Source organism: Pseudomonas sp. PMCC200344 (genome assembly GCF_030053095.1).
Taxonomy (GTDB): domain Bacteria; phylum Pseudomonadota; class Gammaproteobacteria; order Pseudomonadales; family Pseudomonadaceae; genus Aquipseudomonas; species Aquipseudomonas svalbardensis.
This window is the reverse complement of sequence record NZ_CP125618.1, coordinates 5,768,821-5,782,500: the sequence shown is the minus strand read 5'-3', so window position 1 is coordinate 5,782,500 and position 13,680 is coordinate 5,768,821. Positions and strand designations below refer to the sequence as shown.

Sequence of the window (13,680 nt, the reverse complement as noted above, 5' to 3'; positions counted from 1 at the left end):
CATGAGTAACGACAATGGGTGTGAAAAACACCCACGCCGAAAGACCAAGGTTTCCTGCGCAACGTTAATCGACGCAGGGTTAGTCGGTCCCTAAGGCGAGGCTGAAAAGCGTAGTCGATGGAAAACAGGTTAATATTCCTGTACTTCTGGTTATTGCGATGGAGGGACGGAGAAGGCTAGGCCAGCTTGGCGTTGGTTGTCCAAGTTTAAGGTGGTAGGCTGGAATCTTAGGTAAATCCGGGATTCTAAGGCCGAGAGCTGATGACGAGTTACCCTTTGGGTGACGAAGTGGTTGATGCCATGCTTCCAAGAAAAGCTTCTAAGCTTCAGGTAACCAGGAACCGTACCCCAAACCGACACAGGTGGTTGGGTAGAGAATACCAAGGCGCTTGAGAGAACTCGGGTGAAGGAACTAGGCAAAATGGCACCGTAACTTCGGGAGAAGGTGCGCCGGTGAGGGTGAAGCATTTACTGCGTAAGCCCATGCCGGTCGAAGATACCAGGCCGCTGCGACTGTTTATTAAAAACACAGCACTCTGCAAACACGAAAGTGGACGTATAGGGTGTGACGCCTGCCCGGTGCCGGAAGGTTAATTGATGGGGTTAGCTAACGCGAAGCTCTTGATCGAAGCCCCGGTAAACGGCGGCCGTAACTATAACGGTCCTAAGGTAGCGAAATTCCTTGTCGGGTAAGTTCCGACCTGCACGAATGGCGTAACGATGGCGGCGCTGTCTCCACCCGAGACTCAGTGAAATTGAAATCGCTGTGAAGATGCAGTGTATCCGCGGCTAGACGGAAAGACCCCGTGAACCTTTACTATAGCTTTGCACTGGACTTTGAATTTGCTTGTGTAGGATAGGTGGGAGGCTTTGAAGCGTGGACGCCAGTTCGCGTGGAGCCAACCTTGAAATACCACCCTGGCAACTTTGAGGTTCTAACTCAGGTCCGTTATCCGGATCGAGGACAGTGTATGGTGGGTAGTTTGACTGGGGCGGTCTCCTCCTAAAGAGTAACGGAGGAGTACGAAGGTGCGCTCAGACCGGTCGGAAATCGGTCGTAGAGTATAAAGGCAAAAGCGCGCTTGACTGCGAGACAGACACGTCGAGCAGGTACGAAAGTAGGTCTTAGTGATCCGGTGGTTCTGTATGGAAGGGCCATCGCTCAACGGATAAAAGGTACTCCGGGGATAACAGGCTGATACCGCCCAAGAGTTCATATCGACGGCGGTGTTTGGCACCTCGATGTCGGCTCATCACATCCTGGGGCTGAAGCCGGTCCCAAGGGTATGGCTGTTCGCCATTTAAAGTGGTACGCGAGCTGGGTTTAGAACGTCGTGAGACAGTTCGGTCCCTATCTGCCGTGGACGTTTGAGATTTGAGAGGGGCTGCTCCTAGTACGAGAGGACCGGAGTGGACGAACCTCTGGTGTTCCGGTTGTCACGCCAGTGGCATTGCCGGGTAGCTATGTTCGGAATAGATAACCGCTGAAAGCATCTAAGCGGGAAACTAGCCTCAAGATGAGATCTCACTGGGACCTTGAGTCCCCTGAAGGGCCGTCGAAGACTACGACGTTGATAGGTTGGGTGTGTAAGCGCTGTGAGGCGTTGAGCTAACCAATACTAATTGCCCGTGAGGCTTGACCATATAACACCCAAGCAATTTGCTGACCTGAAGAGGCACCAGATTGCGGTGTGTGAAGACGACACAAGTCGAAAATTTGCAACGCAACACACAAATCTATCACCTGCCCATTCGCTGGAGCGTGAACCGCAAGGTAAACGACCTGGCTACCGAATTTCTTGACGACCATAGAGCATTGGAACCACCTGATCCCATCCCGAACTCAGCAGTGAAACGATGCATCGCCGATGGTAGTGTGGGGTTTCCCCATGTGAGAGTAGGTCATCGTCAAGATTAAATTCCGAAACCCCTATCTGCGTATGCAGGTAGGGGTTTTGTTTTGTCCGCAGGAAAACTGACCTGTAGGGTTTCTATGCAATGGCGCGGGGCATGGCTATCATGCGGGCCTCATTGTGAGGCGAGACTTGCATGCTGACATTGTTAAAGCTTCTTAAAGATGGCCGATTCCATTCGGGTCAGGCCTTGGGTGTCGCCTTGGGTGTCAGTCGTAGTGCCGTTTGGAAGCAGCTTCAGCATTTAGAGGCTGAGCTGGGATTATCCATTCATAAGGTGCGGGGGCGCGGCTATCAACTGGCTGCGCCATTGACGCTGCTTGATCCCGTCGAGATAAGAGAGCTGGCGCCTTCTTGTGATTGGCCTATCCTGGTTTTCGATTCAATTGACTCCACTAATGCCGAGGCCTTGCGCGCCATAGAGCGGGGGCAGGCGGCACCCTTTCTGGTGCTTGCCGAACGGCAAACTGCAGGGCGCGGGCGGCGTGGACGTAAATGGGCGAGTCCATTCGCGGAAAACATCTACTACAGCCTCGTGTTGCGTATTGAAGGTGGGATGCGTCAGCTGGAAGGCTTGAGCCTTGTTGTTGGGCTCGCCGTCATGCAGGCCCTGCGTGAGCTCGGTATTTCGGGGGCTGGATTGAAATGGCCCAACGATGTTCTGGTTGGTCAGAAGAAGATTGCCGGGATATTGCTCGAGCTGGTGGGAGATCCTGCTGACGTGTGTCACGTTGTGCTGGGTGTGGGAATTAATGTGAACATGCAGATTACCGATGAGGTAGATCAGCAGTGGACGTCCATGCGGCTAGAGTCGGGCAAGGTGTTTGATCGAAATCACTTGGTCGGGGATTTGGGCGCGATGCTCCAGGCATATCTGTCTCGTCATCAAGTCGACGGATTTTCAGCTATCCAGGCAGAGTGGGAGCAAAATCATCTCTGGCAGGGGCGGGCCGTGTCGTTGATCGCAGGTGTTAACCATATAGATGGCGAAGTGCTGGGTATTGATAGTCAGGGTGCTCTGCGCTTGAAGGTGGGTGGTGTGGAAAAAGTCTTTAGTGGTGGTGAGCTCAGTCTGAGGTTGCGTGATGATTCTTGAGCTCGACTGCGGAAACAGTTTTATCAAGTGGCGTGTGCTCGACGCGAATGTTCGGCGGGTGGTTGGCGAGGGTGTCGTTGACTCGGATCTCGCTTTGTTGGAGAGCTTGAAAACGCTCAAGGGGCTCGCTCTCAAGTTTTGTCGGTTGGTCAGTGTCAGGACCGCCGAAGAAACCAGTGCGCTGATTTCTCTGCTGAGAGAAGCTTTTGGTGTGTCGGCGGTATGTGCAGCGCCGTCCCGCGAAATGTCCGGGGTTCGTAATGGTTATGAGGAGTTCGAGCGGTTAGGGCTCGACCGTTGGCTGGCGATGCTTGGGGGGTTCCAGCTGGCTTCGGGTGCGTGCCTTGTGCTTGATTTTGGTACGGCTGTTACCGCGGACTTTATCTCTAGGGATGGAGAGCACCTCGGAGGATTTATATGCCCGGGAATGCCTCTGATGCGAAACCAATTGCGTACCCACACCCGTAGAATTCGTTATGGCGATCTAGCAGCCGAGCGCGCTCTGGAAAGCCTTGTTCCTGGTCGGACAACTGTCGAAGCGGTCGAGCGGGGATGCTCGTTGATGCTGAGAGGCTTTGTCCTGACGCAGTTAGAGTTGGCGCGTAGCTATTGGGGAGATGATTTTGCTGTGTTCCTCACTGGAGGAGATGCAGACCTGGTTTCCGAGATCGTGCCTGAGGCCAGGGTGGTTCCTGATCTGGTGTTTGTAGGTTTGGCTATGGCGTGTCCCTTGTCCTGAGGTTTTTATGCGTTGGTTGTTTCTGCTGCTGCTTGTTCTCAATGTGTTCTATTACATCTGGCACCAGCAAGAGGCTCCTCTGCGTGCGAAGGATGTAACTCCTTTGAATTTGTATAGGGGATCGCAGCAGGATATTCGCTTGTTGAGTGAAACGACTGAAGCGGCTCGTGATAAAGGAAAGCCTGCCCGGTCAGACGAAGGGTGCCTCTATCTTGGCGGTTTTGCTCGTCAGGAAGCGGCTCAGGCGGTTGAGCGGCGATTGAGTGGCATGGAAATCAAGTTCGAGTCCTTGCTGAGGGCCCCCGCTGAGTCTGATGGTTACTGGGTGCGCGTGGCACCAGAAAGCCGGCGTTGGCTGGATGACTCGCAGCTGAAAAACCTTTCTAGAGAATTCAATGAGTTAAAACATAAAATAATGCCGTGCGAGGGGGTTGCACCCGCCGAATAGTTTGCATAGAATGGCGCCCGCTTCGCAGTGAAGACCTTTAATGGTTAACACCGCAAAGTAATGTCAATGCAGCTAACCTCAGGTTTTTAATGAGAAAATGCTTGACAGAAGGCTGGCATGATATAGAATGCCGGCTCGCTTAGGAGGGGTTCCCGAGCGGCCAAAGGGATCAGACTGTAAATCTGACGTCTACGACTTCGAAGGTTCGAATCCTTCCCCCTCCACCATTTTTAGCGAGAGCTGCAAGCTCGCGGGTATAGTTTAGTGGTAGAACCTCAGCCTTCCAAGCTGATGATGCGGGTTCGATTCCCGCTACCCGCTCCAAGTTTGCAGATCCTGCATAGCGTTACGCTCTTGTAGCTCAGTTGGTAGAGCACACCCTTGGTAAGGGTGAGGTCAGCGGTTCAAATCCGCTCAAGAGCTCCATATAACAAGGCAGATATGAAAATATCTGCCTTTGTTTTAATGGCTTGTTTGACCTGCTCAATTCTTCTCCTGGGGGTGATTTTGATGGCTAAGGAAAAGTTCGAACGTAATAAGCCGCACGTCAACGTTGGTACCATTGGTCACGTCGATCACGGTAAAACTACTCTGACTGCTGCTTTGACCCGCGTCTGCTCCGAGGTTTTCGGTTCGGCAAAGGTTGACTTCGACAAGATCGATAGCGCCCCTGAAGAAAAAGCTCGTGGTATTACCATCAACACCGCTCACGTTGAGTACGATTCGGCCGTGCGTCACTACGCACATGTTGACTGTCCAGGTCACGCTGACTACGTAAAAAACATGATTACCGGTGCTGCTCAGATGGATGGCGCGATTCTGGTTTGCTCGGCCGCTGATGGCCCGATGCCGCAAACCCGTGAGCACATCCTTCTGTCTCGCCAGGTTGGCGTTCCGTACATCGTTGTCTTCCTGAACAAGGCTGACATGGTCGATGATGCTGAGCTGCTGGAGCTGGTTGAGATGGAAGTGCGCGACCTGCTGAGCGCTTACGATTTCCCAGGTGATGACACTCCGATCATCATTGGTTCGGCGCTGATGGCGCTGAATGGTCAAGACGACAACGAGATGGGCACTACTGCCGTCAAGAAGTTGGTCGAGACTCTGGATAGTTACATTCCGCAGCCTGAGCGTGCTATTGATAAGCCGTTCCTGATGCCGATCGAGGATGTTTTCTCGATCTCCGGTCGCGGTACTGTTGTGACTGGTCGTGTTGAGCGTGGCATTGTCCGCATTCAGGAAGAGGTTGAGATTGTTGGTCTTCGTGACACTGTCAAAACTACTTGCACTGGTGTTGAGATGTTCCGCAAGCTGCTCGATGAGGGGCGTGCTGGCGAGAACTGCGGCGTATTGCTGCGCGGTACCAAGCGTGATGATGTTGAGCGTGGCCAAGTTCTGGTCAAGCCGGGCACTGTCAAGCCGCATACCAAGTTCACCGCTGAAGTTTACGTTTTGAGCAAGGAGGAGGGTGGTCGTCATACGCCATTCTTCAAAGGCTACCGTCCACAGTTCTACTTCCGGACCACCGACGTGACCGGTAACTGCGAACTGCCGGAAGGCGTTGAAATGGTGATGCCAGGTGATAACGTCCAAATGACGGTCACTCTGATCAAAACCATCGCAATGGAAGATGGTCTGCGTTTCGCCATTCGTGAAGGCGGTCGTACCGTCGGCGCTGGTGTGGTTGCTAAGGTTATCGAGTAAATTGTTGTAATGTCTTTTTCGGGCCGGCATAATGGTCGGCCTGATTTTGTTTTAGGTCAGTAGCTCAATTGGCAGAGCGACGGTCTCCAAAACCGTAGGTTGGGGGTTCGATTCCCTCCTGACCTGCCAGATTCACTTGGTGTGTCTGGCTTTCTTTTCACAGGATCTTCATAGATGACTCCTAAAGCTGAAGCTCAAGGCTCTCGCTTCGATCTGCTCAAGTGGCTAGTAGTAGTTGCTTTGGTGGTTGTTGGCGTTGTTGGCAATCAGTATTACTCTGCTTCGCCGATCCTGTACCGCGTACTTGCTTTGCTCGCCATTGCTGCTGTAGCTGCCTTTGTAGGCCTGCAGACGGTCAAGGGCAAGTCTTTCTTTGTACTGGTTAAGGAAGCTCGCACCGAGATTCGTAAAGTCGTATGGCCAACTCGCCAAGAAACCACGCAGACCACGTTGATTGTTGTGGCTGTTGTTCTGGTTATGGCGTTGCTGTTGTGGGGGCTTGATTCCCTGCTCGGCTGGCTTGTTTCCTTGATTGTCGGCTAAGGGTGTCCCGTGGCTAAGCGTTGGTACGTTGTGCATGCTTACTCCGGTTACGAGAAGCATGTCATGCGCTCGTTGGTAGAGCGCGTAAAGCTGGCTGGCATGGAAGATGGCTTCGGCGAAATTCTGGTTCCCACTGAAGAAGTGGTTGAAATGCGTAATGGCCAGAAACGCAAAAGCGAGCGCAAGTTCTTCCCAGGTTATGTGCTGGTTCAGATGGACATGAATGAGGGTACTTGGCACTTGGTCAAGGATACTCCTCGGGTGATGGGTTTTATCGGCGGTACTGCTGATAAGCCTGCACCTATCACAGATAAAGAGGCAGAAGCGATTCTGCGTCGCGTCGCTGATGGTAGTGACAAGCCGAAGCCGAAGACGTTGTTCGAGCCAGGTGAGTCGGTACGTGTCAATGACGGTCCGTTTGCCGACTTTACCGGTACGGTCGAAGAAGTTAACTACGAGAAGAGCCGGATCCAAGTGGCAGTGCTCATTTTCGGTCGCTCTACTCCGGTAGAGCTAGAGTTCAGCCAGGTCGAAAAGGTCTAGCTGAGCAAGCATCCCAACCCCGCAGCCCTAGGCTGTGGGGTTTTGTCGTCACTGGGATAAACGCGCAAGTAACCGGGGAGCCTTTCGAGGCGTTCGAACCCGTAATTGGAGTGCCTCATGGCCAAGAAGATTACCGCTTACATCAAGCTGCAAGTGAAAGCCGCTCAGGCTAACCCAAGCCCACCTGTTGGTCCTGCTCTGGGTCAGCACGGCGTGAACATCATGGAATTCTGCAAGGCTTTCAACGCCCGTACTCAGGGTATTGAACCAGGTCTGCCGACTCCAGTGATCATCACTGTCTATAGCGACCGTAGCTTTACTTTTGAAACCAAGTCTACCCCTGCTTCGGTTCTGCTGAAGAAGGCTGCTGGTCTGACTAGCGGTTCCGCTCGTCCGAACACCGTTAAGGTTGGCACTGTGACCCGTGCTCAGCTGGAAGAAATCGCGAAAACCAAAAACGCGGATCTGACTGCAGCTGATATGGACGCAGCCGTGCGTACTATCGCCGGTTCTGCTCGTAGCATGGGCCTTAACGTGGAGGGTGTGTAATGGCTAAGTTGACCAAGCGTCAAAAGGCTATCGCCGGCAAAATCGAAGCAGGCAAGTCCTACAACTTTGTAGACGCTGCTGCTCTGCTGGCTGAGCTGTCGACTGTCAAGTTCAGCGAGTCGTTCGACGTTGCTGTAAACCTGGGTGTTGACCCGCGTAAATCCGACCAGGTTGTTCGTAGCGCTACTGTGCTGCCACACGGCACTGGCAAGACTGTTCGCGTTGCTGTGTTCACCCAAGGTCCAGCTGCTGAGGCCGCTCTGGCTGCCGGCGCTGACCGTGTAGGTATGGACGATCTGGCTGCCGAAATGAAAGGCGGCGACCTGAACTATGACGTAGTTATCGCATCCCCGGATGCAATGCGCGTTGTGGGTCAGCTGGGTCAGATCCTCGGCCCACGTGGCCTGATGCCTAACCCTAAAGTCGGCACCGTAACTCCAGACGTAGCTACCGCGGTTAAAAACGCCAAGGCTGGTCAGGTTCGTTATCGCACCGACAAAAACGGCATCATTCACACCTCCGTTGGCAAAGTCGGCTTTGATGCCGTCAAGCTGAAGGAAAACGTTGAAGCCCTGATCTCTGATCTGAAGCGTATCAAGCCGGCTTCCTCGAAAGGCATTTATGTCAAGCGCATCACCCTGAGCACCACCATGGGCCCGGGCCTGGTCATCGACCAAGGTTCGCTGGAAGCGTAAGACAAAAATTGGCGCAAGCGATTGCGCCAATTGAAAGATTGGGGTCCCTGCCTGGCGGGGGCTATCCAAGACCGTAGGCGACGCAAGTCTTAAACCTCAAGCCTACGCAGATGGTGCTCCCGGTTCCTTACCGAATCAGACACCAAAACGACATCTGACCTCGGTTGGATGAAACGGTAACAAGCAGGAGTTTTTCCCGTGGCAATTAAACTTGAAGACAAGAAGGCCATCGTCGCTGAAGTCAACAAGGCTGCCCAAGTTGCTCTGTCCGCTGTCGTGGCTGATGCCCGTGGCGTAACAGTAGGCGCTATGACCGGACTCCGTAAAGAGGCTCGTGAAGCTGGCGTATACGTACGTGTTGTGCGTAACACCCTGCTCAAGCGCGCCGTTGCTGGCACTCAATATGACGTGCTCAACGACGTGTTCACCGGCCCGACCTTGATTGCATTCTCCAAAGATCATCCGGGCGCTGCTGCCCGTATCTTCAAAGAGTTCGCAAAAGGTCAGGACAAGTTCGAGATCAAGGCAGCTGCGTTCGAGGGCAAGTTCCTCGCAGCTAATCAGATCGACGTACTGGCAAGCCTGCCGACCCGTGACGAAGCAATTTCCCAGCTGATGAGCGTGATTCAAGGCGCAACCAGCAAATTGGCTCGTACTCTGGCGGCTCTTCGCGACCAGAAAGAAGCTGCCGCAGCCTGAGGCTGAGCGACTCCTTTCAGCGTTTATTGTTTATTTCGATGGCCGCGTAGGCTGTCACCCCAATACAGGAATTTATAGTCATGTCTCTGACTAACGACCAAATCATCGAAGCAATCGGCGAAAAATCCGTTCTGGAAATCGTTGAGCTGATCAAGGCCATGGAAGAGAAGTTCGGCGTTTCCGCTGCCGCTGCTTCCGCCGGTCCAGCTGCTGTCGCTGCCGTTGTTGAAGAACAAACTGAATTCAACGTCATGCTGCTGGAAGCTGGCGAGAAGAAAGTTAACGTGATCAAGGCAGTACGTGAACTGACCGGTCTGGGCTTGAAAGAAGCCAAGGCTGTAGTTGACGGCGCTCCTGGCATGGTTCTGGAAGCTGTTTCGAAAGACGCAGCTGACAAAGCCAAAGCCACTCTGGAAGAAGCAGGCGCTAAAGTCGAGCTGAAGTAAGCATCGACTTTGCGTCTCCAGCCCGAGCGTTAAGCGAAAGGCTGATGGCTGGTGGCTCTTGCCACCGGCCTTTTTCCGTTATTGGCAGCCGACTGGGTTGGTGCTGATAACGAGCTGTAACCACCCGATGTGGTGGCGCAAACCATGGGGTTTGCACGATTTTCTGGCTGCTCCCGTCGGGAGGGGCCAAACAAGCAGGTGACCAAGCTGGGGAACGCTGATGGCTTACTCATATACTGAGAAAAAACGTATCCGCAAGGACTTTAGCAAGTTGCCGGACGTCATGGATGTGCCGTACCTCCTGGCCATCCAGCTGGATTCGTATCGTGAATTCTTGCAAGCGGGAGCGACTAAAGATCAGTTCCGCGACGTGGGCCTGCATGCGGCCTTCAAATCCGTTTTCCCGATCATCAGCTACTCCGGCAATGCTGCGCTGGAGTACGTCGGTTATCGCCTGGGCGAACCGGCATTTGATGTCAAAGAATGCGTATTGCGCGGTGTAACTTACGCCGTACCTTTGCGGGTAAAAGTGCGCCTGATCATTTTCGACAAAGAATCGTCGAACAAAGCGATCAAGGACATCAAAGAGCAAGAAGTCTACATGGGTGAAATCCCCCTGATGACTGAGAACGGTACCTTCGTAATCAACGGTACCGAGCGTGTAATCGTTTCCCAGCTGCACCGTTCCCCGGGCGTGTTCTTCGACCACGACCGTGGCAAGACGCACAGCTCCGGCAAACTGCTGTACTCCGCGCGCATCATTCCTTATCGCGGTTCGTGGCTGGACTTCGAGTTCGACCCGAAAGACTGCGTATTCGTGCGTATCGACCGTCGTCGCAAGCTGCCTGCATCGGTACTGCTGCGCGCGCTCGGCTATACCACTGAAGAAGTGCTCGACGCGTTCTACACCACCAACGTATTCCATGTGCAGGGCGAAAGTATCAGCCTGGAATTGGTGCCTCAGCGCCTGCGTGGTGAAATCGCTGTTATCGATATTCTCGATGACAAGGGCAAGGTTATTGTCGAGCAGGGTCGTCGTATCACCGCTCGTCACATTAACCAGCTGGAAAAAGCCGGGATCAAAGAGTTGGTTATGCCTCTGGACTACGTCCTGGGCCGCACCACCGCCAAGGTCATCGTGCATCCGGCAACCGGCGAAATCCTGGCAGAGTGCAACACCGAGCTGAACACCGAGATCCTGGCAAAAATCGCCAAGTCCCAAGTTGTTCGCATTGAAACTCTGTACACCAACGATATCGACTGCGGTCCGTTCGTCTCCGACACTCTGAAGATCGACTCCACCAGCAACCAATTGGAAGCGCTGGTCGAGATCTATCGCATGATGCGTCCAGGCGAGCCGCCAACCAAAGACGCTGCCGAGACTCTGTTCAACAACCTGTTCTTCAGCCCTGAGCGCTATGATCTGTCTGCGGTCGGCCGGATGAAGTTCAACCGTCGTATCGGTCGTACCGAGATCGAAGGTTCGGGCGTGTTGTGCAAAGAAGACATCGTCGCGGTTTTGAAGACTCTGGTCGACATCCGTAACGGTAAAGGCATCGTCGATGACATCGACCACCTGGGTAACCGTCGTGTTCGCTGCGTAGGCGAAATGGCCGAGAACCAGTTCCGCGTTGGCCTGGTACGTGTTGAGCGTGCGGTCAAAGAGCGTCTGTCGATGGCTGAAAGCGAAGGCCTGATGCCGCAAGACTTGATCAACGCCAAGCCAGTGGCTGCGGCAGTGAAAGAGTTCTTCGGTTCCAGCCAGCTTTCCCAGTTCATGGACCAGAACAACCCGCTGTCCGAGATCACCCACAAGCGTCGTGTGTCTGCACTCGGCCCTGGCGGTTTGACTCGTGAACGTGCTGGCTTTGAAGTTCGTGACGTACACCCGACTCACTACGGTCGTGTATGCCCGATTGAAACGCCGGAAGGTCCGAACATCGGTCTGATCAACTCCTTGGCCGCTTATGCGCGCACCAACCAGTACGGCTTCCTCGAAAGCCCGTACCGTGTGGTGAAAGACGCTCTGGTCACCGACGAGATCGTGTTCCTGTCCGCCATCGAAGAAGCTGATCACGTGATCGCTCAGGCTTCGGCCACGATGAACGACAAGAAAATGCTGATCGACGAGCTGGTAGCTGTTCGTCACTTGAACGAGTTCACTGTCAAGGCGCCGGAAGACGTCACCTTGATGGACGTTTCTCCGAAGCAGGTAGTTTCGGTTGCAGCGTCGCTGATCCCGTTCCTCGAGCACGATGACGCCAACCGTGCGTTGATGGGTTCGAACATGCAGCGTCAAGCTGTACCAACCCTGCGCGCTGACAAGCCGCTGGTCGGTACTGGCATGGAGCGTAACGTTGCTCGTGACTCCGGCGTTTGCGTCGTGGCTCGTCGTGGTGGCGTTATTGATTCCGTCGACGCCAGCCGTATCGTGGTTCGTGTTGCTGATGATGAAGTTGAAACCGGCGAAGCTGGTGTCGACATCTACAACCTGACCAAATACACCCGCTCCAACCAGAACACCTGCATCAACCAGCGTCCGCTGGTGCGTAAAGGTGATCGGGTTCAGCGCAGCGACATCATGGCTGACGGCCCGTCCACCGACATGGGTGAGCTGGCGCTGGGTCAGAACATGCGCATCGCGTTCATGGCCTGGAACGGTTACAACTTCGAAGACTCCATCTGCCTGTCGGAACGAGTTGTTCAAGAAGACCGCTTTACCACGATCCACATTCAGGAACTGACCTGTGTGGCACGTGACACCAAGCTTGGGCCAGAGGAAATCACTGCAGACATCCCTAACGTGGGTGAAGCTGCACTGAACAAGCTGGACGAAGCCGGTATCGTTTACGTAGGTGCTGAAGTTGGCGCAGGCGACATCCTGGTTGGTAAGGTCACTCCCAAAGGCGAGACTCAACTGACTCCGGAAGAAAAACTGCTGCGTGCCATCTTCGGTGAAAAAGCCAGCGACGTTAAAGACACCTCCCTGCGCGTGCCTACCGGCACCAAGGGTACCGTCATCGACGTACAGGTCTTCACCCGCGACGGCGTTGAGCGTGATGCTCGTGCACTGTCGATCGAGAAGACTCAACTCGACGAGATCCGCAAGGACCTGAACGAAGAGTTCCGTATCGTTGAAGGCGCAACTTTCGAACGTCTGCGTTCCGCCCTGGTCGGCCACAAAGCCGAAGGCGGTGCCGGTCTGAAGAAAGGTCAGGAAATCACCGACGAAGTTCTCGACGGTCTTGAGCATGGTCAGTGGTTCAAACTGCGCATGGCTGAAGATGCTCTGAACGAGCAGCTCGAGAAGGCTCAGGCCTACATCGTTGATCGCCGCCGTCTGCTGGACGACAAGTTCGAAGACAAGAAGCGCAAACTGCAGCAGGGCGATGACCTGGCTCCAGGCGTGCTGAAAATCGTCAAGGTTTACCTGGCAATCCGTCGCCGCATCCAGCCGGGCGACAAGATGGCCGGTCGTCACGGTAACAAAGGTGTGGTCTCCGTGATCATGCCGGTTGAAGACATGCCGCACGATGCCAATGGCACCCCGGTCGACGTCGTCCTCAACCCGTTGGGCGTACCTTCGCGTATGAACGTTGGTCAGATCCTTGAAACCCACTTGGGCCTCGCGGCTAAAGGCTTGGGCGAGAAGATCAACCGGATGATCGAAGAGCAGCGCAAAGTCGCTGAGCTTCGTAAATTCCTCGACGAGATCTACAACCAGATCGGCGGTCGTAACGAAGATCTGGACAGTTTCTCCGACCAGGAAATCCTGGATCTGGCGAAGAACCTGCGTGGCGGCGTTCCAATGGCCACTCCAGTGTTCGACGGTGCCAAGGAAAGCGAAATCAAGGCCATGCTGAAACTGGCAGACCTGCCAGAAAGCGGCCAGATGCAGCTGACCGACGGCCGTACCGGCAACAAGTTCGAGCGCCCGGTTACTGTTGGTTACATGTACATGCTGAAGCTGAACCACTTGGTAGACGACAAGATGCACGCTCGTTCTACCGGTTCGTACAGCCTGGTTACTCAGCAGCCGCTGGGTGGTAAGGCGCAGTTCGGTGGTCAGCGTTTCGGGGAGATGGAGGTCTGGGCACTGGAAGCATACGGTGCTGCTTACACTCTGCAAGAAATGCTCACAGTGAAGTCGGACGATGTGAACGGCCGTACCAAGATGTACAAAAACATCGTGGATGGCGATCACCGTATGGAGCCGGGCATGCCCGAGTCCTTCAACGTGTTGATCAAGGAAATTCGTTCCCTCGGCATCGATATCGATCTGGAAACCGAATAACACGTGACGCG

Annotated in this window: 11 protein-coding genes, 4 tRNA genes and 2 rRNA genes (1 of these 17 only partly in view); all 17 read left to right on the top strand. The window is 54.2% G+C overall.

All coding sequences use genetic code 11. From position 1 onward, the window contains the following. Window positions 1-1,644: ribosomal RNA gene (locus QFW87_RS26605) — 23S ribosomal RNA — on the top strand (it extends 1,248 nt beyond the left edge of the window). A gap of 154 nt (window positions 1,645-1,798) precedes the next feature. Further along, a 5S ribosomal RNA gene (rrf, locus tag QFW87_RS26600) occupies window positions 1,799-1,914 on the top strand. Window positions 1,915-2,049: 135 nt separating this feature from the next. Beyond that, a complete protein-coding gene (birA, locus tag QFW87_RS26595; RefSeq protein ID WP_283189240.1) occupies window positions 2,050-3,009 on the top strand; it encodes a bifunctional biotin--[acetyl-CoA-carboxylase] ligase/biotin operon repressor BirA in 960 nt (319 codons plus the stop codon). Beyond that, the gene (locus QFW87_RS26590) at window positions 2,999-3,748 is read left to right on the top strand and encodes a pantothenate kinase (RefSeq protein WP_283181876.1); all 750 of its coding nucleotides are present in this window, start codon (window positions 2,999-3,001) and stop codon (window positions 3,746-3,748) included. Before birA ends, QFW87_RS26590 begins: the two co-directional genes overlap by 11 nt. Window positions 3,749-3,755: 7 nt before the next feature. Next, window positions 3,756-4,196: a hypothetical protein gene (locus QFW87_RS26585; RefSeq protein WP_283181875.1), complete on the top strand. Its 441-nt coding sequence runs from the start codon at window positions 3,756-3,758 to the stop codon at window positions 4,194-4,196. Between the two features lie 142 nt (window positions 4,197-4,338). Beyond that, window positions 4,339-4,423: transfer RNA gene (locus QFW87_RS26580), tRNA-Tyr, on the top strand. 23 nt (window positions 4,424-4,446) lie between these two features. Next, window positions 4,447-4,520: transfer RNA gene (locus QFW87_RS26575), tRNA-Gly, on the top strand. Between the two features lie 26 nt (window positions 4,521-4,546). Beyond that, window positions 4,547-4,622: transfer RNA gene (locus tag QFW87_RS26570), tRNA-Thr, on the top strand. A gap of 84 nt (window positions 4,623-4,706) precedes the next feature. Beyond that, window positions 4,707-5,900: an elongation factor Tu gene (gene tuf / locus QFW87_RS26565; RefSeq protein ID WP_019693885.1), complete on the top strand. Its 1,194-nt coding sequence runs from the start codon at window positions 4,707-4,709 to the stop codon at window positions 5,898-5,900. Between the two features lie 53 nt (window positions 5,901-5,953). Next, window positions 5,954-6,029, top strand: a tRNA-Trp gene (locus tag QFW87_RS26560). A gap of 45 nt (window positions 6,030-6,074) precedes the next feature. After that, complete coding sequence (secE, locus tag QFW87_RS26555; protein WP_008145488.1) at window positions 6,075-6,443, top strand: preprotein translocase subunit SecE; 369 nt, start codon at window positions 6,075-6,077, stop codon at window positions 6,441-6,443. A 9-nt stretch (window positions 6,444-6,452) separates the two neighbouring features. After that, window positions 6,453-6,986 (top strand): transcription termination/antitermination protein NusG, encoded by a 534-nt coding sequence (gene nusG / locus QFW87_RS26550; protein ID WP_007896622.1) that lies wholly within the window; start codon window positions 6,453-6,455, stop codon window positions 6,984-6,986. A gap of 117 nt (window positions 6,987-7,103) precedes the next feature. After that, window positions 7,104-7,535: a 50S ribosomal protein L11 gene (rplK, locus tag QFW87_RS26545; protein WP_003210097.1), complete on the top strand. Its 432-nt coding sequence runs from the start codon at window positions 7,104-7,106 to the stop codon at window positions 7,533-7,535. Further along, on the top strand, window positions 7,535-8,230 hold the full coding sequence (gene rplA / locus QFW87_RS26540) for a 50S ribosomal protein L1 (protein ID WP_128872506.1): 696 nt from the start codon (window positions 7,535-7,537) through the stop codon (window positions 8,228-8,230). Before rplK ends, rplA begins: the two co-directional genes overlap by 1 nt. 198 nt (window positions 8,231-8,428) lie before the next feature. Further along, window positions 8,429-8,929, top strand: a complete 501-nt coding sequence (gene rplJ / locus QFW87_RS26535; RefSeq protein WP_008145489.1) for a 50S ribosomal protein L10 — start codon at window positions 8,429-8,431, stop codon at window positions 8,927-8,929. An 80-nt stretch (window positions 8,930-9,009) separates the two neighbouring features. After that, the gene (gene rplL, locus QFW87_RS26530; protein WP_010467258.1) at window positions 9,010-9,375 is read left to right on the top strand and encodes a 50S ribosomal protein L7/L12; all 366 of its coding nucleotides are present in this window, start codon (window positions 9,010-9,012) and stop codon (window positions 9,373-9,375) included. Window positions 9,376-9,595: 220 nt separating this feature from the next. Continuing rightward, complete coding sequence (gene rpoB / locus QFW87_RS26525; protein WP_149630379.1) at window positions 9,596-13,669, top strand: DNA-directed RNA polymerase subunit beta; 4,074 nt, start codon at window positions 9,596-9,598, stop codon at window positions 13,667-13,669. Window positions 13,670-13,680: the final 11 nt, after the last annotated feature.

Bases quoted from the DNA above. Each gene is read 5' to 3' on its own strand.
- birA (WP_283189240.1), top strand. From the start codon at position 2,050: ATGCTGACATTGTTAAAGCTTCTTAAAGATGGCCGATTCCATTCGGGT.
- QFW87_RS26590 (WP_283181876.1), top strand. From the start codon at position 2,999: ATGATTCTTGAGCTCGACTGCGGAAACAGTTTTATCAAGTGGCGTGTG.
- QFW87_RS26585 (WP_283181875.1), top strand. From the start codon at position 3,756: ATGCGTTGGTTGTTTCTGCTGCTGCTTGTTCTCAATGTGTTCTATTAC.
- tuf (WP_019693885.1), top strand. From the start codon at position 4,707: ATGGCTAAGGAAAAGTTCGAACGTAATAAGCCGCACGTCAACGTTGGT.
- secE (WP_008145488.1), top strand. From the start codon at position 6,075: ATGACTCCTAAAGCTGAAGCTCAAGGCTCTCGCTTCGATCTGCTCAAG.
- rplK (WP_003210097.1), top strand. From the start codon at position 7,104: ATGGCCAAGAAGATTACCGCTTACATCAAGCTGCAAGTGAAAGCCGCT.
- rplA (WP_128872506.1), top strand. From the start codon at position 7,535: ATGGCTAAGTTGACCAAGCGTCAAAAGGCTATCGCCGGCAAAATCGAA.
- rplL (WP_010467258.1), top strand. From the start codon at position 9,010: ATGTCTCTGACTAACGACCAAATCATCGAAGCAATCGGCGAAAAATCC.
- rpoB (WP_149630379.1), top strand. From the start codon at position 9,596: ATGGCTTACTCATATACTGAGAAAAAACGTATCCGCAAGGACTTTAGC.